General features: G+C 70.0%; 21 protein-coding genes. 5 read left to right on the top strand and 16 right to left on the bottom strand.

Features of this window, described 5'->3' with window-relative positions:
* Positions 1 to 1,000: sensor histidine kinase (locus tag NFT33_RS16450; RefSeq protein ID WP_251676955.1), on the top strand; the 1,000-nt coding region annotated here is incomplete at its 5' end.
* 30 nt (positions 1,001 to 1,030) lie between these two features.
* On the opposite strand, the gene NFT33_RS16445 is transcribed toward NFT33_RS16450, so the two are convergent.
* The 14 genes from NFT33_RS16445 to flgB form a co-directional block, all read right to left on the bottom strand.
* Positions 1,031 to 1,714 (bottom strand): ANTAR domain-containing response regulator, encoded by a 684-nt coding sequence (locus NFT33_RS16445; protein ID WP_246606976.1) that lies wholly within the window; start codon positions 1,712 to 1,714, stop codon positions 1,031 to 1,033.
* Positions 1,707 to 4,370 carry a sensor histidine kinase gene (locus tag NFT33_RS16440; protein WP_251676954.1) on the bottom strand — a complete coding sequence of 888 codons (2,664 nt, stop codon included), beginning with the start codon at positions 4,368 to 4,370 and terminating at the stop codon, positions 1,707 to 1,709. Before NFT33_RS16440 ends, NFT33_RS16445 begins: the two co-directional genes overlap by 8 nt.
* 113 nt (positions 4,371 to 4,483) lie before the next feature.
* A complete protein-coding gene (locus tag NFT33_RS16435) occupies positions 4,484 to 5,689 on the bottom strand; it encodes an EAL and HDOD domain-containing protein (RefSeq protein WP_251676953.1) in 1,206 nt (401 codons plus the stop codon).
* Between the two features lie 58 nt (positions 5,690 to 5,747).
* Complete coding sequence (gene flgL, locus NFT33_RS16430) at positions 5,748 to 6,983, bottom strand: flagellar hook-associated protein FlgL (protein ID WP_251676952.1); 1,236 nt, start codon at positions 6,981 to 6,983, stop codon at positions 5,748 to 5,750.
* A gap of 37 nt (positions 6,984 to 7,020) precedes the next feature.
* Positions 7,021 to 8,700: a flagellar hook-associated protein FlgK gene (flgK, locus tag NFT33_RS16425; RefSeq protein WP_251676951.1), complete on the bottom strand. Its 1,680-nt coding sequence runs from the start codon at positions 8,698 to 8,700 to the stop codon at positions 7,021 to 7,023.
* Between the two features lie 107 nt (positions 8,701 to 8,807).
* A complete protein-coding gene (gene flgJ / locus NFT33_RS16420) occupies positions 8,808 to 9,776 on the bottom strand; it encodes a flagellar assembly peptidoglycan hydrolase FlgJ (protein WP_251676950.1) in 969 nt (322 codons plus the stop codon).
* 1 nt (position 9,777) lies between these two features.
* On the bottom strand, positions 9,778 to 10,911 hold the full coding sequence (locus tag NFT33_RS16415) for a flagellar basal body P-ring protein FlgI (protein ID WP_376744175.1): 1,134 nt from the start codon (positions 10,909 to 10,911) through the stop codon (positions 9,778 to 9,780).
* 89 nt (positions 10,912 to 11,000) lie between these two features.
* Positions 11,001 to 11,618 (bottom strand): flagellar basal body L-ring protein FlgH, encoded by a 618-nt coding sequence (locus tag NFT33_RS16410; protein WP_220784901.1) that lies wholly within the window; start codon positions 11,616 to 11,618, stop codon positions 11,001 to 11,003.
* An 86-nt stretch (positions 11,619 to 11,704) separates the two neighbouring features.
* Complete coding sequence (gene flgG, locus NFT33_RS16405) at positions 11,705 to 12,487, bottom strand: flagellar basal-body rod protein FlgG (protein WP_149502937.1); 783 nt, start codon at positions 12,485 to 12,487, stop codon at positions 11,705 to 11,707.
* 54 nt (positions 12,488 to 12,541) lie between these two features.
* Positions 12,542 to 13,270 (bottom strand): flagellar basal-body rod protein FlgF, encoded by a 729-nt coding sequence (gene flgF, locus NFT33_RS16400; RefSeq protein ID WP_220784902.1) that lies wholly within the window; start codon positions 13,268 to 13,270, stop codon positions 12,542 to 12,544.
* A 32-nt stretch (positions 13,271 to 13,302) separates the two neighbouring features.
* Complete coding sequence (gene flgE / locus NFT33_RS16395) at positions 13,303 to 14,526, bottom strand: flagellar hook protein FlgE (RefSeq protein ID WP_251676947.1); 1,224 nt, start codon at positions 14,524 to 14,526, stop codon at positions 13,303 to 13,305.
* Positions 14,527 to 14,569: 43 nt separating this feature from the next.
* Positions 14,570 to 15,256, bottom strand: coding sequence for a flagellar hook assembly protein FlgD (locus tag NFT33_RS16390; protein ID WP_251676946.1), 687 nt, complete (start codon positions 15,254 to 15,256; stop codon positions 14,570 to 14,572).
* A 26-nt stretch (positions 15,257 to 15,282) separates the two neighbouring features.
* On the bottom strand, positions 15,283 to 15,693 hold the full coding sequence (flgC, locus tag NFT33_RS16385; RefSeq protein WP_251676945.1) for a flagellar basal body rod protein FlgC: 411 nt from the start codon (positions 15,691 to 15,693) through the stop codon (positions 15,283 to 15,285).
* Complete coding sequence (gene flgB, locus NFT33_RS16380; protein ID WP_220784906.1) at positions 15,693 to 16,103, bottom strand: flagellar basal body rod protein FlgB; 411 nt, start codon at positions 16,101 to 16,103, stop codon at positions 15,693 to 15,695. The genes flgC and flgB overlap by 1 nt, the downstream gene beginning before the upstream one ends.
* A 262-nt stretch (positions 16,104 to 16,365) precedes the next feature.
* Between flgB and flgA the strand changes: the two genes are divergently transcribed.
* The 3 genes from flgA (at position 16,366) to NFT33_RS16365 (ending at position 18,099) form a co-directional block, all read left to right on the top strand.
* Complete coding sequence (gene flgA, locus NFT33_RS16375; protein WP_251676944.1) at positions 16,366 to 17,040, top strand: flagellar basal body P-ring formation chaperone FlgA; 675 nt, start codon at positions 16,366 to 16,368, stop codon at positions 17,038 to 17,040.
* A gap of 279 nt (positions 17,041 to 17,319) precedes the next feature.
* Positions 17,320 to 17,679: a flagellar biosynthesis anti-sigma factor FlgM gene (gene flgM, locus NFT33_RS16370; RefSeq protein WP_149502930.1), complete on the top strand. Its 360-nt coding sequence runs from the start codon at positions 17,320 to 17,322 to the stop codon at positions 17,677 to 17,679.
* 57 nt (positions 17,680 to 17,736) lie between these two features.
* Positions 17,737 to 18,099 (top strand): hypothetical protein, encoded by a 363-nt coding sequence (locus NFT33_RS16365; protein ID WP_251676942.1) that lies wholly within the window; start codon positions 17,737 to 17,739, stop codon positions 18,097 to 18,099.
* A gap of 36 nt (positions 18,100 to 18,135) precedes the next feature.
* Here NFT33_RS16365 and NFT33_RS16360 read toward each other — a convergent pair whose 3' ends face one another.
* Both NFT33_RS16360 and dcd read right to left on the bottom strand, forming a co-directional pair.
* On the bottom strand, positions 18,136 to 18,510 hold the full coding sequence (locus NFT33_RS16360) for a DUF1801 domain-containing protein (RefSeq protein WP_251676940.1): 375 nt from the start codon (positions 18,508 to 18,510) through the stop codon (positions 18,136 to 18,138).
* Positions 18,511 to 18,679: 169 nt separating this feature from the next.
* Positions 18,680 to 19,249, bottom strand: a complete 570-nt coding sequence (dcd, locus tag NFT33_RS16355) for a dCTP deaminase (protein ID WP_149502927.1) — start codon at positions 19,247 to 19,249, stop codon at positions 18,680 to 18,682.
* A 242-nt stretch (positions 19,250 to 19,491) separates the two neighbouring features.
* On the opposite strand from dcd, the gene NFT33_RS16350 reads away from it, so the two are divergent.
* Complete coding sequence (locus NFT33_RS16350) at positions 19,492 to 20,121, top strand: DUF4347 domain-containing protein (protein ID WP_251676938.1); 630 nt, start codon at positions 19,492 to 19,494, stop codon at positions 20,119 to 20,121.
* Positions 20,122 to 20,180 lie beyond the last annotated feature (59 nt).

Here is a 20,180-nt window from a genome sequence, read left to right as displayed (position 1 = left end):
GCTGCTGCAGGGCCTGCCCGGGCCGGCGGTGCTGCTGCGGCCGTCCCGGGCGGCGACATCGCCGTGGCAGCTGCTGAGCGCCAACGAGATGGCCCGCGCCACCCTGCCGCCGCAGGACAGCCTCGCGCTCGACCGGATGCTGGCGGAGCTGGTGAGCCGCAGCGCGGCCCCTGGCGCGCGGGCGCGACGCATCGACCTGCCGGACGGCAGCCTGGTGCTGTGGCTGCCCCCGGCCGCCGAACCCGAGTCCCCCGCCCCGCCGCCCCCGCCCGAGACCTCGGCCGACGCCTCGTCCGCCACCGAGGCCACCCCCGAAGTCCGCGCCGCCGAGGACGACCGCGCCGCGATCGTCTACACCGTCTCGCACGACCTGCGCGCGCCGATCCGCGTCATCGAGGGCTTCACCCGCATCATGCGCGAGGACTACGGCCACCTGCTCGACCGGGTCGGCAACGACCATCTCGAACGCATCATGGGCGCGGCCACCCGCATGAACGGCATGATCGACGCGCTGCTGGCGCTGTCGCGGCTGTCGACCCAGCCGCTGCAGTCGGTCGAGGTCGACCTGAGCGCGATGGCCCGGCAGGTCATCGAGGAGCTGCGCCAGCAGTCGCCCGAGCGCCAGGTCGAGGTGCAGATCGCCGAGGGCCTGCGCGCCAGCGGCGACCCGGCCCTGCTGCGCATCGTGCTCGACAACCTGATCGGCAATGCCTGGAAGTACTCGTCGCGCCGCGAGAACGCGCGGATCGAGTTCGGCCGCGCCCGCGACCCGGCGCAGGAGCGCGAGGCCTTCTTCGTGCGCGACAACGGCGCCGGCTTCGACATGCGCTTCGCCAGCCGGCTGTTCGGCGCCTTCCAGCGCCTGCACGGCGCCACCGAGTTCGCCGGCACCGGCGTCGGCCTGGCCTCGGTGCGGCGCATCCTGCGCCGCCACGGCGGCGACATCCGCGCCGAGGCGGCGGTCAATCAGGGGGCGACGTTCTGGTTCACGCTGGGCTGAATCACGCCGGGCTGGAACCGAGGCCGAAGCTCAGATCCCCCCCGCCAGCGCCAGCCGCTCCAGCGCCTCCACCATCGCACGGCAGCTCTGCGGCAGCGGCCGGCCTTCCTGGCGGGCCAGGCGCTCCAGGCGCTGCAGCGCGGCGCTGCGGTCCAGCGAGAAGCGGTGCATCACGATGCCGACCGCGATCGCGACCATGTCGTCGAGCGGCTTCGGCTCCGCCGGCGCCTCGGCCGGCACGCGGGTGACCGCCGCCACCGGCACGGACTCGGGCGGCTGCAGCACGGCGTCGCGCTGGCTGCGCACCTGCGCCAGCGCCTGCTCGACCGCCGGAATGATCTGCGCGATGTCGAGCGGCTTGACCAGCGAGGCCAGCGCGCCCAGCGCGCGGATCTGCGCCAGCGTCGCCTCGTCGGAGAAGGCCGACAGGAAGACGAAGGGCACCTGCAGCGCGTCGCGCAGGTAGCGCGCGACATCGAAGCCGCTCATGCCGTCCATGCGGATGTCGAGCAGCGCCAGGTCCGGGCGGTGCTCGCGCGCCAGCAGGATGGCGTCGTCGCCGTTGTCGGCATCGATGATGTCGAAGCCGGCGTCGGCCAGCCCGTGCACCACGGTGGCCAGCACCAGGCGGTCATCGTCGACGACCAGGATGCGACCGCGCGAGGCGGCAGCCGCAGGAGGAGCCGGGAAAGGGGCGGCGGATCTGTCAGACACCGTGTTCCTGCCTTGCTGATGCATGCGTTGCGGGGGAGGTGGAAGGCGAAGGGGCCGACGATTGTCGCGCGGCGGCAGCCGCTCCGGCACCGTCGCGCACCACGGGCGGGCCGAGCCGCACGGTGGCGCGCACCCAGCCGTCCGCCGCGTCCATCGTCAGGCTGGCCTGGCGGCGCGGCAGCAGCGCACGCACCAGACCCAGGCCGGAAACGGTGGCCGGCCGGTGATCGATGCGGAAGCCCTCGTGCAGCCGCCCGGCATTGCGGATGACGATCTCGACCGCATCGGCCTGCAGCGCCAGCCGGCAGTGCACCGGCGCCTCGGCCGAGGCGCTGTGCTTGACCGCGTTGGTGAACAGCTCGTTGAGCGTCAGCGCGATCGGGATCGACTCGGCCTCGGGCAGCACCCAGGCGGGCGCGCCGTCACGCTGATCGAGCTGCAGCTCGATCGGGTGCCCGAAGGTGCGCTGCACCGACTGCGCGATCGCCTCGACCACGCTGCGCACCGCCAGCAGTCCGGTGTTGCCGACCTGCAGGCCGTAGACCTGCGCGATCGCCTGGACCTGGCCGACCACCTCGGCGATCAGCGGACGCACTTCGGGGCGGCGGTTCGCCGCCTGCTGCATCAGGCCGGCCACGCCCTGAAGATTGTTCTTGATGCGGTGGTGAACCTCCTGCACCAGCATCTCGCGCTGCGCGATCGCCGCCTCCAGCTCGGCCTTCTGGGCCGCACGCTGCGCGCTGACATCGGTGGCCACCATCAGCAGCTGGTCGACCCGGCCCGCGCCGCGCGCCAGCGACAGGAAGCGCGCGTCCCAGACCTCGTCGATCCCCTTGCGACACAGCATGTACTCGCGCTGCGTCACGCCTTGCGGCTGCGCCAGCGCGGCGTCGAAGTCGGCGCGCAGTCGCTGCGCCACCTCCGGCGGATAGAGTTCCTCGGGGGTGCGGCCGATGGCCTGCTCGGGCGCGACCACACCGCACAGGTCGGCGGCGACATGGTTGAGCTGCTGCACCGCCATCGTCGCGGCATCGCAGACCGCGATCGCCATCGGTGCGGCCTCGATGATGCGCTGCAGCGAACTCTGCGCCTCCGCGATGCGGGCCTCGGCCTGGCGGCGCTGGTCGATGTCCATCATCGCGAAGGTCATCTCGCGCTGGCCGTCCAGCCCCTGGGTGGCCACCGCGTTGCCGACGATCCAGAAGGTGCGACCGTCGCAGGCCTGGACCTGGCACTCGAACTGCACCGCCTCGCCGTCGCGCAGCGCCTCGAACAGCGCCACCGTGCGGCGGAAGGGATGCGAGGCCTGCGTCGTGGCGACGATGTCGAGCGGCCGGCCGAGAAAGTCGCCCAGGTCACCGCCGAACATGCGCCGCGCCGAGCGGTTCAGCCACAGGATGCGACCGCGCTCGTCGGCGGTCACGATGCCCACCAGCACCGAGTCGAGCACCGCGCGGGTGCGGTCGGCCTGCTGGCCCAGCGCCAGCGCCATGCGCTCGCGCTCCAGCGCCAGATGCTCGAGCTCGACCTGCTGGGTCTTCAGCCGGGTGATCTCGCTGAGCACCGCGATCGCCTGCGGCGCCTCGCCGGGCGGGCCGATGCGGCGGATCGACAGCGCATGCCAGTGGGCCTGGCCATCGTCGCCACGCACCTCGATCTCGGTCTCGTGCAGGCCGCCGTCGGCCAGCGCCGCGCCGATCGGGCCGTCCTCGTCGTAGGCGGTGTCGGCCGCCTCGCCGGTGCCGGCGCGCAGCAGCCGGCGGATGTCGGCGCCCAGCGCCTCGCCGGCAGGCACCTGAAGCATGCGCTCGAAGCGCCGGTTGCTGTGCACCACGCGAAAGCCCCGCAGCGAGGCGATGCCCACCGGCGAACTTTCGACGATGCCGCGCAGTTCCTCCAGCATCTGCTCGGCCTGGTCGCGCTGGTGTTCGACGCTGCAGTCCTCGATCAGACCGAGATAGCGGCGCACGCCCTGGCGCAGGCCGCTGCAGCGCACCCGCGCGCGCAGCCAGCGCCCGGGCTGGCCGGCGGGCTCCTGCAGCTGGCACACCCTCCAGCTGCCGTCGCCGGGCTGCAGGCTGTCAAGCACGCTCTCGCCCCAGCCCAGCAGGCCGCGCAGCAGCACGCCGGCCTCGCCCAGGTCGACCGGCACCTCGCCGACCAGCTGGGCCAGCCGCACGTTCGACTGCAGCACCAGCCCGGTCGCGTCGAACAGCACCAGACCGACCGGCACCGATTCGAACCAGTGCAGATGCTCGTGCGACAGCCGCTCCAGCTGCTCGCGCAGCGCCGTCGCCTCGTCGGCGGGCAGCGACGCCAGATCCGGCCCGGCAGGGCCCGGTGCGGCCGGCAGCACCAGGGCCCAGCGCCCCTGGCCGAGCGCCACCAGCGCGCCGGCATCGCCCGGGGCGGGCGGCAGCGGCTGCTCGCCGACCAGCGCCGCATGCAGCCGGGCGTGCAGGCGATCGCCCAGCACCAAGCGCAGATCGGCCAGCGCCGTTCCCGGCTCGAGCGCCAGACGGCGCAACGCGGCACGGTTGAGCCGCTCGAGCCGCGCATCCGGCCCGATCACCAGGACCGGGTCGGACAGCGCATCGAGCAGCGCGGACGGCAGCAGGAGAAGATCGGCGGCAGCCGACGGAGCAGGCGCGAACATGGCTGCAGTGTAGGCAGCCCCCACGGACTTTTCCGGATCCAGCAGCCTGTCTGCCCGGCCTCAGGCCGGGGGCTGTCCGCTATGTCACGCCCTCATGGGGTATCGCCTGCGGATCAGCCCACATGCAGCGCGCTGCCCAGCGAGCGCAGCAGCGCCCGATTGACATGCCGCATCGACAGATTGCAGGCCTGGACATGGTCACGCACATCCAGGCCGCTGCCCCCTTCCAGCGTGCGCACCAGCTCGAGCACGCAGTGGTAGGGGCCGCTCTCCCCGACCAGCGCCGCATGCACATTCGCGGGCACCGGCAAGGTCGACAGCAGCTCGTCGAAGGGCTTCTGGAACATCCGGTCCAGCAGCGAGAACACGCCGCAGATGAACATCTCGCTGCGCTCGTCGCTGCCGGCGTTCTCGCCGGCCAGCGCCTCCATCAGCAGGCCGCGGCGCACCGCGGCGAACATGACCGGGCGCTGGTTCTGGTCGTTGCCGGCGGTCACCAGCAGCAGCGACAGCCAGCGCTTCAGGCGCTGGTAGCCCAGCAGCATCACCGCATGCGAGAACGAGGTCACCTCGACCGTCAGCCCGAAGACCGGCGAGTTGATGTAGCGCATCAGCTTGAAGGCCAGCGAGGGATCGCGCTTGAGCGTGGCCTCGAGCACCGACAGCGGCTCCTCGTTGTTGACCTGGTTGATCAGGTCGAGCGTGACCTGCAGGTCCGGGCGAATGCCGCCGCTGCTGCCGCGACGCGGCTTGACCGCCTCGTCGACCGGCCAGCCCAGCACCGCGATCGCGCCGCGCCGGAAGGCACCCTCCATCTGCGCGATCGTGGTCACGCCCTCCTGGAAGAAGCCGATCGAGCGGGTCACGCCCGGCGGCGGCGGTCCGGCATCGAGCCGGCGCTCGTCGGCCAGGTCGATGATCGAGTAGCGGAAGGCGCCCAGCAGCTCGCGCGGCAGCGGATGGTTGGGCCGCCCGGACAGCAGCAGCATGTTGCCGTTGGCCGCCAGCTGCAGGATGTCGTCGCGGTGCGCCGGATCGCCTGCCATGAACTTCGGCACCTCGATCACCACGTTGGCGGACGGCTGGACCATCAGCAGATCGGCCAGCAGGCTCTCGCAGCGCACCGACAGCACCACCTGAGGCCCGTCCTGCGGCCAGACCTCGCTGACGGTGCGCAGCAGCTCGCCCACCGGCAGCCAGCGGGCCTGCCCGAGCGGGAAGACCGTCAGGCGGGTGGCCATCACGTTGCGGTGACGGTCGATGATCGGGCAATAGCTCAGCGCGACCTGCCCGAGGATGGGGGCGTCCGGAAACAGCATGATGGGAAGATCGGGCTCGGGAGTTGATCGGCGGCGACGAGTCGCGCGGGCAGCGGCATCAGGTGCCGATGTAGTCGAACAGCGACATCTTGCCCATGGTCGCGTAGGACTTCAGTGCCGCCTGGTAGACCGTTTCCTTGGTGCTCAGATCGGAGATCGCCTCGGCCAGATCCAGATCCTCGGCCTTGGAGCGGATGACCTGATCGGCCTCGATGCGGCTGTCGGTGCGCGACTCGAAGCCGTCGAGGCGATTGAGCGTGTCACCGGAGCGCGAGCGCATCATCTGCAGGTTCGACAGCACCTGGTCGATGTCGCGCAGCCCGGAGTTGCGCGCCTGATCGAGCGCACCGCTGCCCGCCGACTTGTCCGACAGCACCGAGATCACCTTGTCGAGCGCGTCGAAGACGCTGAGATCCTCGGTCGAGGGCTCGACGGTGAAGACATCGCCCGCCTGCGGCGTGCCGCTGATCGCGAAGCTCATGCCCGGCAGCGCGGTGATCGCCTGACCGGACACATAGGCACGGGTGCTGCCAGCCGCATCCGGATAGGGCGAGCTGCTGCCGTCGGCCGCGATGCGGGTCACGGTGTAGGTGGAACTGTCGGAGAAGGTCAGCGCATAGCTCTCGCCCGCGCCCAGCTCCAGCGCCGACGGGTTGCTGACGCTGCCTGCGCCGATCCAGGCGGTGCTGCCCGCGCCAAGGTTGCCGGGTGCGGTCTTGAACACGCCGTTGCCGCTGCGCGCGCCCAGCCAGGCGGCCTCGCCGTCGAGCGTCAGCGGCAGCGCCTCGTCGAGCGAGCCCTGCGCACTCTCGGCCACGCCATTGAAGACCACGCCGCCCGCGGTGTCGACGAAGGGCACCCGTTCGGCCGCCTGGCCGCCGAAGATGTAGTGGTCGCCGGTGTCGGTGGTGTTGGCCAGACGCAGCAGCTCGCCGCGCACATGCTTGAGGCTCTCGGCCAGCGAGGTGCGGTCGGCGGCGTTGTAGATGCCGTTGCCGGCACCCACGATCGTCTCGCGTGCGCCCTGCAGCAGCTCGATCGCGCCGCCCATCGTCGATTCGGCCAGCGACATCGCGGTGCGGCTGGCCTCCATCGAGCGCAGCAGGCCCTCGCTGCGGGTCTGGTTGACGCGGGCCCGCTCGGCGCGGGCTGCGGCGGCCGGATCGTCGCTGGGCTTGTCGACCCGACGCCCGCTGATCAGGCGCTCGCGCGCCTCGCTCAGGGACTTCTCGTGGCGCTGCAGAGCGATCAGGCTGGAATCCCGGCTCTGGGCCGAGGCGATGCGGTAGCTCATGGCAAGGCTCCTGGTTCGTTGCCGTCTCAGGGCAGGCTCAGTTCATGATCGACAGGATGGTGTCGAAGATCTTCTGGGTGGTGGTCAGCACCTTGGCCGCCACCTGGTAGTTCTGCTGGAACTGGATCAGGCGCGCTGCCTCCTCCTCGAGGTTCACGCCGGTCTCCGAGCTGATCTGCTCGGTGACCCGGTCGGCGACCTTGGTCGAGGCATCGGCATCGGACTCGGCGCGCTGCACCTTCACGCCCAGGTCGGCGACCATGCGCGAGTGCGCGTCGGTGAAGGAGCGGCCCTCGAAGGTCTTGGCGGTGGTCAGCGCCTGCAGCTTCAGCGCGTTGGCATTGCCCGAGCCGGCCGAGCTGGCGCCGGCTGCGGCGATGCGGCGGCCGTCGGTGATGGCCGAGCGGGCATTCTGGGCCGCCTGGCTGACCGGCTGCAGCGTGAAGCGGTCGCCCGTGGCCATCGCCGCACCGCTGACGTCGATGCGAAAGCCGTCGATGGTCGTGCCACTGGCCACGCCGGAGAAGACGGTGCCGTCCGAGGTCCGGGTGACCTGGTAGGCGGACGGATCGGCCGGATCGGCGCGCAGCTCGTAGTCGCTGGCGCGCAGCGCGCTGCCCTGGCCGGCGACCCGGGTGATCTGCACCGAGGTGGCCGGCTGGCCGAAGGCATCGCGGGCATTGCGGTCCGACGGGCGCACGGTGGCCTCGCCGACGCTGAGCAGGTCGCCGCCGGTGCGGCCGTCCAGATCGGTGCCCTGCGCATGCTGGGTGTTGATGGTGTCGGCCAGCACCGCGGCCAGCATGCCGAGCTGGCTGCGCGCCTCCGGCAGATCCTCGTTCTGGAAGCGCAGCAGGCCGCCGATGCTGCCGCCGGTCACGCTGGCCGAATCCAGCGGCCGCTTCGTGCCGCTGGCCTCGATCTCCAGGCTGGCCACCTGCGGCGAGCCCTGCGAGATGCGCACGCCCAGCTCGCGGGTGTCGCCCCCCAGCACCAGCGCCTGGCCGCCAGCGACGAACAGGCTGACGGTGCCATCGGGCTTGCCGTCGGCGCCGCGGGTCTCGACGCGGCTGACATCGATGTGCTGGCTCAGTTCCTTGATCAGCTGATCGCGCTGGTCGAGCAGGTCGTTGGGCTGGTTGGCCTGGGCGCCGGTGCCAGCCAGCTTGCCGTTGAGCGTGGCGATCTTGGCGGTCAGGCCGTTGACCAGCGAGACCTGGTCCTCGATCTCCGACAGCGTCGACTCGTGCAGCTGCTCGATCTGGTCACCGGTGGAGCGGAAGCGCGAGGTCAGCTCCTGGACCTTGCCCAGCACCACCTCGCGCACCGACTCGTCCTTCGGTGCGCTCGACAGGTCGGAGAAGGAGGCATACAGATCGGCGGTGGCCTGGCCCAGACCCTCCTCGCCCATGCCGTAGGCGCTCTCGAGCTGCTCGAGCAGACCGAAGCGGGCCCCGTCGGCCGCGGCCTGCGACTGGGTCTGGATCACCTGCCCACCGAGAAAGGTGTTGTGCGAGCGCTCGATGGTCTGCACCGACACGCCCCGGCCGATGTAGCCGGCGGACGTCTCCTGGCCAGCCATCGTGCCGAGCTTGACCTCCTGGCGCGAGTAGCCCTTGACGCTGGCGTTGACGATGTTGTGGCCTGCGGTGGCGATCTGCGCCTGCGCGGCGAACATCGCCTGCACGCTCATGTTCATCAGGATGGAGGTGCTCATGACGGTCTCGGTGATGTCTGGATCGGAACGCTGGAATTCGGGAAGTCAGGATGTCGAGGCGGTGGCCAACCCGCATCACGCAAAGGCCGCACTCGAACTGCAAGAACTCATGAGGTGATGTCGGCAGAACCCAGGTGGCGCTGAAGCCTGCGAGTCGTATCAATCACACGCTTGAGCTTGCCGGCGTAGTCCGGATCGGTCGCATAGCCGGCGCGCTGCAGGCTGCCGGCGAAGGCGGCGGCGTCGCCGGTCGAGCGCATCGCCTCGGCATAGCGCGGACTGGTGCCGATCAGCCGGGCGTAGTCGCGGAAGCTCTCCTCGTAGGACGCATAGGCGCGGAAGTTCGCCCGCACCTTGCGTGGCGTGCCGTCGATGACCTCGGTGGTGGTGATGGTCACCGTCGGGCCGGTCCAGCCGGCGCCGGCCTTGATGCCGAACAGGTTGTGCGAGTTGCTGCCATCGCTGCCGCGGATCTCGCGCCGGCCCCAGCCGGTCTCGTGGGCGGCCTGCGCCAGCATGAAGTCGGCCGGAATGCCGCTGCTGCGCGCCACCGCCTGCGCCGCCTCGGCATGGCGGCCGATGAACTGGCGGGCGCTGGCGCCAGGATCGCGCGCCACCGCGCCGGCAACGCTGGCATCGTCGTCACGCTCGACCGGCGCGACCGCGGGTGCGGCACGGCGCCCGGCCATCGCGTTCATCGCCCAGGTCGACATCGGCAGCATCGTCATCGCGCCCGGCTCCGGGGTGGCACTGCCCGGGCCCGCTGCACCCGCCGGCAGACCGGCCTGACGCTCGAGCTGGCGCGCGATCGCCGCGGCCAGGCCGCCGGGCTGGCCCGACATCTGCACCGCGTACTGCTGGTCGAGCATGTCGCGGCCCATGCCGGTGGCCTGGTTCTCGAACAGGCCCTCCGCCATCGTGGTGGAGCGCATGCTCTTCATCAGCTCCTGCATGAACAGCGCCTCGAACTGCTTCGAGACCTCGCGGATCGCCGCCTTCGGATCCTCGGCGGCGGCACGCCGCAGGGCCTGGAGGGAAGCGCCGCCGGCGGCGAGCTGCTGCGGGGACGAGACCATGTCAGATCACCTCGAGTTCGGCCTGCAGGGCACCGGCCGCCTTGATCGCCTGCAGGATGGTCAGCAGATCGGCGGGCGTGGCGCCGAGCGAGTTCAGCGCCTTGACCACCTCGGTCAGCCGGGTGCCGGCGGGCAGCTGGATCAGCGCGCCGCCGTCCTGCTGCATCCTGATGTCGCTCTTCTCGGTCACCACGGTCTGGCCGCCCGACAGCGGCGCGGGCTGGCTGACCTGCGGCGTGGTGCTGATGGTCACCGAGAGATTGCCGTGCGCCACCGCGCAGGGACCGAGCGTGACGGCCTGGTTCATCACCACCGAACCGGTGCGGGCATTGACCACCACCTTGGCCGCCGGTGCGGCCATCTCGACCTTGAGGTTCTCGACCTCGGCCATGAAGCTGACCCGCTCGTCGGGCGTGGGCGGCAGTCGCACCTTGACGACCCGGCCGTCGAGCGCCTGGGCGGTGCCGGCGCCGAAGCGGGTGTTGATCGCGCCGGCCACCGCGCGTGCGGTGGCGTAGTCGCTGCTGGAGAGATCGAGCTGCAGCGCATCGCCCTGCCCCAGCGGGCTGAGCACGCTGCGCTCGACGGTGGCGCCGCCCGGAATGCGTCCGGCCAGCAGATGATTGACCTGCACCTTCGAGCCCCCGGCCGAGGCGCCGGCGCCGCCCACCATCAGGTTGCCCTGGGCCAGCGCATAGATCTGGTTGTCGGCGCCGCGCAGCGGCGTGGCCACCAGCGTGCCGCCGCGCAGGCTCTTGGCATTGCCCAGCGAGGAGACGGTGATGTCGAGCAGCTGGCCGGGCTGCGCGAAGGGCGGCAGCGTGGCGGTCACCAGCACCGCGGCGACGTTCTTCAGCTGCATCGAGGTGCCGGCCGGCACCGTGACCCCGAGCTGCTGCAGCATCGCGTTCAGGCTCTGGGTGGTGAAGGGCGTCTGCGTGGTCTGGTCGCCGGTGCCGTCCAGGCCGACCACCAGGCCGTAGCCGATGAGCTGGTTGGGCCGCACGCCCTGCACCGTGGCGACTTCCTTGATGCGTGCGGTGGTGGCGGTGGCCGGCTGCACCACCGGCGCCGGCGCCGCCGCCGGCGCAGCCTGCACCGGCGTGACCCAGGCCGACAGCAGCGCCAGCAGCATCACCACGCCGACCGGCAGGACCGGCGAGCGCCGGAGCATCAGGAGACTGGACATCGGGAACTCCGCCGATCGTGCTGCCCGCAAGGGCCTCAGATCGGCATCAGGTTGAGAAAGAAGCGCGACAGCCAGCCGATCTGCTGCGCGTCGGCCTGGCCGCCCCGGCCCTTCTGCTCGACACGCACATTGGCGATCTGCGCCGACGCGACCTGGTTGCCCGGCTGGATCACCCGCGGATCGATCTGGCCGGAAAAGCGCAGCACGTCGACGTTGTCGTTGACGCCGATCTGCTTCTCGCCGGCGACGATCAGATGCCCGTTGGGCAGCACGTCGACGACGGTGGCGGTGATCGTGCCGCTGAAGTTGTTGCTGTTCTGGGTGCCGCCCTTGCCGCTGAAGGTGTTGGCGCTGCTGCCGCCCACGCCCGCACGGGTGAAGGAGTTGGCCGACAGCATCGGCAGCGCGGTGATCGAGCCCGACAGCTCACCCTTCTTCTCGACCGTGCTGGTCGAGTTGGAGCTGGCGCTGACCCGCTCGATGATCTGCACCGTGATGGTGTCGCCCACCAGCCGGGCGCGGTGATCCTCGAACAGCGGCCGGTACTGGCTGGCCTGGTAGATCGAGCCGTTGGCGCGCACCGGCACCGGCTGCGCGTAGGGGCGCACCACCGGCGTCTCGGGCATGTCGACCTTGGCGACCGTGGGCATCATCGTCGTCTGGCAGCCGGCCAGCAGCAGGGCGCCGGCCGACGCGATGCGCGCCGCGCCCAGGGCGCATCGCCGCGAAGCCGGCGCGATCACAGCTGCGCCAGACGCTGCAGCATCTGGTCCGAGGTCGAGATCGCCTTCGAGTTCAGCTCGTAGGCGCGCTGGGTCTGGATCATGCCGATCAGCTCCTCGACCACATTGACGTTCGAGGACTCGACGAAGCCCTGCGCCAGGCTGCCGGTGCCGTCCGCGCCGGGCGCGGCCACATTCGGCGTGCCCGACGAGGCCGTCTCGGTGTAGAGATTCTGGCCGCGCGGCTCCAGACCGGCCGGATTGACGAAGTTCGCCAGCGTCAGCTGGCCGACCTGCTGCGGCGCAGCCTGACCCGGCACCGCCACCGAGACGGTGCCGTCGGCGCCGACGGTGACCGACTGGGCATTGGCCGGAATCGTCACGCCGGGCAGCACCTGCTGGCCGTTGTTGGTCACCAGCTGGCCGGTCGAGCTGACCTGGAAGGCGCCGTCACGGGTATAGCCGGTGGTGCCGTCGGGCATCTGCACCTGGAAGAAGCCGTTGCCCTTGATCGCGACATCCAGCGGATTGGTGGTCTGCTGCAGCGTGCCCTGGCTGAACTGGCGCGAGGTCGCCACCGTGCGCACGCCCAGGCCGACCTGCAGGCCGGTGGGCAGCTGCGCCTGCTCGCCGTTGGAGGCACCGGTCTGGCGCAGCGACTGGTACATCAGGTCCTCGAAGACCGCATGCGACTTCTTGAACCCGTTGGTGGCCACGTTGGCCAGGTTGTGCGAGACGACATCCAGCTGAGTCTGCTGGGCTTCCATGCCGGTCTTCGAGATCCACAGCGCGCGCATCATGGCGTCGGCTCCTTGTTCATGGTCGGTTCAGATCCGTTCGGGATCCGTTCTGGATCAGTTCATCGACAGCAGCTGCTGGGCCTGCTGCTCGTCCTTCTCGGCGGTCTGCATCGCCTTGGTCTGGGCCTCGAACTGGCGCGCGGCGGCGATCATCGCCACCATCGTGCCGACGGCGCTGACATTCGAGCCCTCCAGCGCGCCCTGGGTGACGCGTGCGGTCGGCTCGGCCGCCAGATCGCCGCCCTCGGCGCGGAACAGGCCGTCGTCGCCCCGCTTGAGCGCGGCCTGCGGCACCACCAGCTTGAGCCGGCCGACCGCGGTCGAGGCGCCGCCCGGCACCTTGGCCGCGACGGTGCCGTCGTCACCGATCGTGACCTCGGCATTGGCGGGAATCGAGATCGGGCCGCCCTCGCCGATCACCGGCAGGCCGCCGGAGCGGGTCACCAGCGTGCCGTCGGCGGTGGTCTCGAAGCCGCCGGCGCGGGTGTAGGCCTCGGTGCCGTCCAGCGCCTGAACCGCGAACCAGGCATTGCCCTGGGCCGCGACGTCGAGCGCGCGGCCGGTGGCCATGACCTGGCCCGGCGCCGGGTTGTAGCCGGTCGTGGTCTCCAGCGCATAGGCCCGCGTCGTGGCGCCGTCGCCGCGCACCGGCACCGCGCGGAAGGCCTGCAGCTCCTCGCGGAAGCCTGCGGTCGACACATTGGCCAGATTGTTGGCCAGCACGTCCTGGCGCTGCATCGTCGCCTTCGCGCCCGACATCGAGAGGTAGATCCTGCGGTCCATCGCCGGCTCCGTTCAGTGGATGGGCCGGCCGCTCAGCGCAGGCTCACCAGCGTCTGCAGCACCGAATCCTGCGTCTTGATCGTCTGCGCATTGGCCTGGTAGAGGCGCTGCACGGTGATCATGTTGACCAGCTCGGCGGTCATGTCGACGTTGGACTCTTCCAGCGCACCCGACTTCAGCAGGCCCAGCGTGGCCGATCCCGGCACGCCGGCGATCGGATCGCCCGAGGCGAAGCTCGAGGCCCAGACATTGCCGCCCATCGACTTCAGGCCCTGCGGGTTGCGGAAGTTCGCCAGCTCGATCTGGCCGGCGGTCTGGGTCATGCTGTTCGAGTAGCGGGCGGTGATGACGCCGTCCTCCTCGATGGTGAGCTGGGTCAGCTGGCCCGGCGCATAGCCGTCCTGGCTGACATCGGTCACGCCGAAGTTGCCGCCGAACTGGGTCAGGCCGGACAGGTCGAGCTTGATGTTGCTGATCGGATCGTAGGCCGCACCGCCCCCCGGAATGTTCAGCGTCAGCTCGGTCACGCTGGGATTCAGGCCGTTGGAGTCGAAGGTCACCGCCGAGACGTCGATCTGCTCGGGCGTGCCGTCGCCGTTCACGTCCGGTGCGGTGGTGTAGATGTTCCAGCTGTCGGTGCCGGTCTTCTGGAAGTACAGCGTCACGTCGACCGGCTGGCCCTTGGCGTCGTAGATGCGCACCGAGGTGGCGTTGTGATAGGTGGCCGGATCGTCGTAGTCGATGGCACCGGCCACCGCGGTCTTGCGCGAGTCCAGGTTCATCTCGAACTTGATCTCCTCGGTGGCCTTCGGGGCGATGCCCACGGTGGGCAGCTGCAGCTGCGAGCGCACCTGCGTCACCAGGTTGCCGACGTTGTCGACCGGATAGCCCAGCAGGCGGTGCCCGGCGCCGTTGACGATGAAGCCATCGCTGTCGAGCTTGAACTGGCCGTTGCGCGAATACAGCATCTGGCCGCTGGTGTCCTGCATCTGGAAGAAGCCGTCGCCGTTGATCGCCACATCCATCAGGTTGTTGGTCGAGACGATGCCGCCCTGGGAGAACTGCTGCGCGATGTTGGCCACCTGCACGCCGATGCCGGCCGCATTCGCGCCACCGAGCGAGCGGGCATAGAGGTCGGCGAACTCGGCCCGCGCGGCCTTGGCGCCATAGGTGCCGGCATTGGCGATGTTGTTGCCGATGACCTCGAGGCTCTTGCTGGTGGCGTTCAGGCCCGACAGGCCTTGCTGAAAGCTCATGGGGGACTCCTGGGGGGAAATTCGGGGGGAGAAGACGACGGGTTCAGCTGCCGAAGGCACGCACTGCGCTGTAGGCGACGGTCGATCCGTCCTTCAGCGTCAGGTTCATCGAGGCGCTGCCGCTGCTGCCGGCGGCCACCGAGGTGATCTGCTGGCTCTGCAGCGCGGTGCTGCTCACCGCGGCGGTGCCCCGGGTGGCGCTGACGCGGAAGCGCAGGCCGGTGGTGTCGACGCCCTCGGCCGGCGTCCAGCTGAACTGGTGGCGGCCGGAGGTCTCGGCGCCGATGTCGATGGTGTCGATCACCCGCCCGGCGCTGGAGAGCACATCGACCTTGACCGAGTCGGCCGCGCTGGACAGCTCGAACTGGCCGGTGGCCTTGCCGTCGGACACCGTCAGCGCGTTGCCCGGCACGATCACCGAGCGCCCGACCAGCGAGGCGCTCTGCATCGCCTGCATCTGCAGGAACTGGCTCGACATCGACGCGATGCTCTCGTTGACCTTCTCCAGACCGGAGACGGTGTTGATCTGCGCGAGCTGGCTGGTGAACTGCGCGTTGTCGGTCGGGTTGAGCGGGTCCTGGTTCTGGATCTGCGTGATCAGCAGTTTCAGGAACTGGTCCGACATCGCCTTCGTGCTGCTGGCGGTGCCGCTCGAGCTGCCCGACGAACTGGCGTTGATCTGCGCGACCAGCGCGCTGGTGGAGGATGCGGTCGACGAGGTGGTGGTCATGGTGGTCCTGCGGCCTGGTGTCAGCCTCAGCCCTGGCCCATCTGCAGCGTCTTCAGCAGCAGGGACTTGGCGGTGTTCATCACCTCGACGTTGTTCTGGTAGGAACGCGAGGCGGAGATCATGTTGACCATCTCCTCCACCGGATTGACGTTGCTGAAGGTCACATAGCCCTCGGCATCGGCATTCGGGTGGGCGGGGTCGTGGATGCGGCGACCCGGCGTGTCGTCCTCGCGCACCGCCGAGACCTTGACGCCGACGCTGCCGGCGTCGTCGCTCATCGGCAGGGTCTGGAAGACCACCTGGCGGGCCTTGAAGCTCTTGCCGTCCGGGCCGGCCGCGGTGTCGGCGTTGGCGAGATTGGACGAGACGGTGTTGAGCCGCTGGCTCTGTGCGCTGACCGCGCTGCCGGAGACATGGAAGATCCTGAGCAGAGACATCATTGCCCCTTGATGGCATCGAGCATGGTGCGCACGCTGCCGTTGATGAAGCGCAGCGAGGCCTCGTACTTGACCGCGTTGTCGGCGAAGCTGGCACGCTCGCGGTCCATGTCGACGGAATTGCCGTCGAGATTGGTCTGGCTCGGCCGTGCGTACAGCAGCGAGGCCTCACGTGTGGCGGGCAGCTGGCCGATACCGAGGTGGCGCTCGCTGGTGCCGGCCATCGCCACCGCAGGCACCGTGGAGCCGCCGGTGGCCTGACGCAGCGCGGTGGCGAAGTCGAGATCGCGCGCCTGGTAGCCGGGCGTGTCGGCATTGGCGATGTTGCTCGCGATCAGCCGCTGGCGCTCGGCGCGCAGCAGCAGGGCCTGGGACTGGAAGCCCAGCGAGCTGTCGAGACGGTTCAGCATGACATCCTCGGCATCGGGGTCGGGGGTCGGGGTTCGGGGATCTGGCGGCATTCTTGATGCCCCCCCGGGACCGCGCTCACCGGAAAAGGCCGACGCGTGCGCCCCATCTTGGGCACTGGAACGCCCGGGGCGCAACCTACAGTGGCGTGTCATGATCGAGTCACCGTCCCCCTCTGCTGCCCTCGCTGCGCCTCGGCCTGCACCGTCTGCCCGGTGCACCGCGCCACGCCTGGCTCTGGCCGGGGCACGGACGCTCGCGGCGGTGGCCTTGCTGATGCAGGCGCTGGCGCTGCCTGCGCACGCCGACGCACCGACGCCGATTCCCATGCAGCAGCTGATGGAACTGGCACGCGGCGGCGCCGCCGCGCTGCCCGCCGACGCCCGCATCGAGATCGAGCCCGGACAGCTCGATCCGCGCCTGAAGCTGACGCCATGCCGGCGCATCGAACCCTATCTGCCGACCGGCTCGACCGCCTGGGGCCGCACCCGCGTGGGCCTGCGCTGCACCGATGGCCCGGTCAACTGGAACGTCTTCCTGCCAGTGACCGTGCGGGTCTGGAGTCCGGCGGTGGTGAACGCCGGACCGCTGCAGGCCGGCGCCGAGATCCGTGCCGAGGACCTGCAGATCCGCGAGGTCGACATCGCCAGCGCCGCAGCGCCGGTGTTCCGCGATCCGCAGCTGCTGGTCGGACGGCTGCTCGCCGCCACGCTGCCGCCCGGCACCCCGCTGCGCCCGCATCACCTGCGCGTGCGCCAGTGGTTCGCTGCCGGCGAGACGGTCACGCTGGTCTATGTGGGCGAAGGCTTCTCGGCCAGCACCGAGGCCCAGGCCCTGTCGAACGGCCTGGACGGACAGGCGGTCCGGGTGCGCACCCCTTCCGGCAAGATCGTGACCGGGCGACCTGTCGGCGAGCGTCGCGTCGAGGTGCGCTCATGAGCCGCAAGATCCGCCGTGATGCCGAACGGGACGGGCTGCCCTGGCTTGCGGAGCCCGGGATGGCCCACGGACCCGAAGTGCATCTTCACGCAGATTTGATACACAAGCAGATACAACTTCTCCACGCTCCGGCTAAAGTGACCGGCGGGCAGACCGATACCCAACTTGACACAGAGGTTGCGAGAATTCGGTCACACGCCACGACACAGGGGTTGTGTTCTGGCGGTCGAATGCTCGACACCCGGAACAAGGACCACCCAAGGTCTGCAGGAGTACGTGATGAAGATCGGCAACAGCAATCCCCTGAACACCCCGGCGCCAGCCCTGGCGGCGGTCAATCCCACGGCCCCGCCCGTCCGGCAGGAGGCCGCACCGCGTGATGCCACGCCTCCGGCTCCGACCAGCGGCACGCCGGCCGATGCCCCGGACAGCAGCACCAACGTGCAGATGTCCGAGACCAGCGCCGCGCTGCGCGAGGGCGGCATGGCCGACGCGAATGCGGAGTTCGACACCGAGAAGGTGCAGCGCATGCGCCAGGCCATTTCCGACGGTGTCTACCGCATCAATGCGGAAGCCATCGCCGACAAGCTGCTGGCCAATGCCCAGGATCTGCTGGGCCAGATCGGAACCGGTCGCTGAGGACAGGGCGCCCTGCCCGCTCGCCGCGGCGACCGCCAACGCGAGACCCCGTCGACCATGAACTCTTCACGACACACCCCGCCTCCTGCCGCGAACGCCCTGTCACCCGAAGCGCTGATGGGCCGTCTCGAGCGCGAGATCGCGCTGCTCGAGCATGCGCTGAGGCTTCAGGACCATGCGCGCATCGAGCCGCAGGCCCGGCGCCTGCATGAACTGCTGGCCTGCACGATGGACACGCTGACCCCGGCGGCCCGTCAGGGCCGGCTGTCGACAGCGATGCGCGACCGGCTGAGCCAGGCCTCGGGCCGCGTGCGCGAAGCCTTGGCGCGCCTGCAGCGCAGCCGTGCGCCGGTCGACCGGGCGGTGGCGGTGCTGGCCGGCGAGGAACAGGATCCGGTCCGACGCAGCTACAGCGCCTGAGCCAGAGGCCGGGTCGTCACAGGAAGCGACGGGAAGTCAGCGCGCAACGGCCTGCAGCAGGCCGAGCGAGGCCCGCACCACCTCGCCGATCAGCAAGGCGTCGACCGGCTGGCTGTAGCGGAACTTCAGGATGCGCATGCCCCGGCCGACGCCGTCGAGCAGGGGAAAGCGCGTCATCAGCTCCGCCCCGTTGAGCACCTGCAGATGCGCCTGGCCCTTGTGCAGCGCCATCGCCATCAGGTTGCTGCCGCGATACAGGAACATCAGATTGCCCCAGCGCACCGTCTGGGCCAGATCAGGCTCGGCAGCGATCACCGCCTGCTGGATCGCGGTTGCCGTCGCGACTTGCGCAGGCGGCAGCATGTCGAAGAAGTTGGCCACCAGTGCGGCGGGCCGGACAAGATGTCGCATGGAGGAATTCCGTCGCGGCGGAATGTCTGGGGGAGCGGATGCGCCTCGTCCGTGGTGCCGCGATGCGGCAGGGTTTCACGCCCGACCCGCATTGACGGGATAGGACGAACAGCCGTTCGATGTTAGCAAAGCGCCCCGGAAACGGACCGGGGCAATCCCCCATGGGCGCTCAGGTGCGCGGCAGCGTGACGCCGGTCTGGCCCTGGTACTTGCCGCCGCGGTCTCGGTAGCTGGTCTCGCAGATCTCGTCGGACTCGAAGAACAGCACCTGCGCGCAGCCCTCGCCGGCGTAGATCTTGGCCGGCAGCGGCGTGGTGTTGGAGAACTCCAGCGTCACATAGCCTTCCCACTCGGGCTCGAAGGGCGTGACGTTGACGATGATGCCGCAGCGCGCGTAGGTGCTCTTGCCCAGGCAGACGGTCAGCACGCTGCGCGGAATGCGGAAATACTCGACCGTGCGTGCCAGCGCGAAGCTGTTGGGCGGAATGATGCAGACCTCGCCCTTGAAGTCGACGAAGCTCTTCTCGTCGAAGTTCTTCGGGTCGACCACCGTGGAATGCACGTTGGTGAAGATCTTGAACTCGTCGGCGCAGCGGATGTCGTAGCCGTAGCTCGAGGTGCCGTAGCTGACGATCTTGTGGCCGTCCGGAGCGAAGCGCACCTGGGACGGCTCGAACGGCTCGATCATGCCGTGCTGATCCGCCATGCGGCGGATCCACTTGTCGCTCTTGATGCTCATGCTGCGGAAGGACGTGTCTGGAGGAAAGGCGGGATTCTAAGCGCCTGCGGCCCCGGGAAAACACGGATCCCCACAGGGAATCCCCCGCTCAGGTTTGCCGCACGGCCGCCGATGCATCCAGTCGATGCGGCCTTTCCCGGGCCGCATGCCGCCGAAGTTGCAGAGGTACCGCAGTGGCCTGGATTCCGAAGAAGCGTCGCCCCTCCCGCCTGCAGGGCAGCAGCAGCCCGGACGCTCCGGTCATGCCCGCCGCGCCCGTCATGTGCCGGCGGCTCGAGCCACGGGTCATGTTCGACGCGGCAGCCCTGCTCACCGCCGAACAGGTGCTGTCGGCAGAGACGGCTGCGCCGCCGCCGCCGAGCCTGGCCACCGACGAAGCGCTGCTGGCCGCCCTGGACGCGGCCTCCACCGAAGTCGCCACGCCAGCCCCCAGCCCGACGCAGATCGCCTTCGTGTCCTCGACGCTCCAGGATGCGCAGGGGCTGGCCGCCAGCCTGGGGCCGCAGGTCGAGGTGGTGATGCTCGACCCGGCCCGCGACAGCCTGACGCAGATCCGCGACACGCTCGACGGGCGCCAGGATGTGACCGCGCTGCACCTGTTCACCCATGGCAGCAGCGGCAGCCTCGACCTCGGCGGCAGCGTGCTCGATCCGCTGTCCGCCGGCTTCGACGCGCAGCGCCCGCTGCTGGCCGAGATCGGCACCCATCTGGCCGCGGGCGCCGACCTGCTGGTCTACGGCTGCGACTTCGGCCAGGGCGAGCGCGGCCAGGCGGCGATGCAGGCGCTGTCGCAGACGCTCGGCGGTGCTGACATTGCCGCATCGGTCAATGCGACCGGCGCCAGCGCACTAGGTTCTGTTAACGCAAATTGACAAGACTGCGAATCTGGCGTGAGACTGTCGCAATGCAACTGACTCGCGAGCAATTCGAT

Origin of the sequence: Sphaerotilus sp. FB-3, assembly GCF_023706025.1 — a bacterium.
GTDB classification, from domain to species: Bacteria; Pseudomonadota; Gammaproteobacteria; order Burkholderiales; family Burkholderiaceae_C; genus Sphaerotilus; species Sphaerotilus sulfidivorans.
The sequence above is the reverse complement of the archived record's forward strand: the minus strand, read 5'-3'. Positions and strand labels throughout refer to the sequence as shown.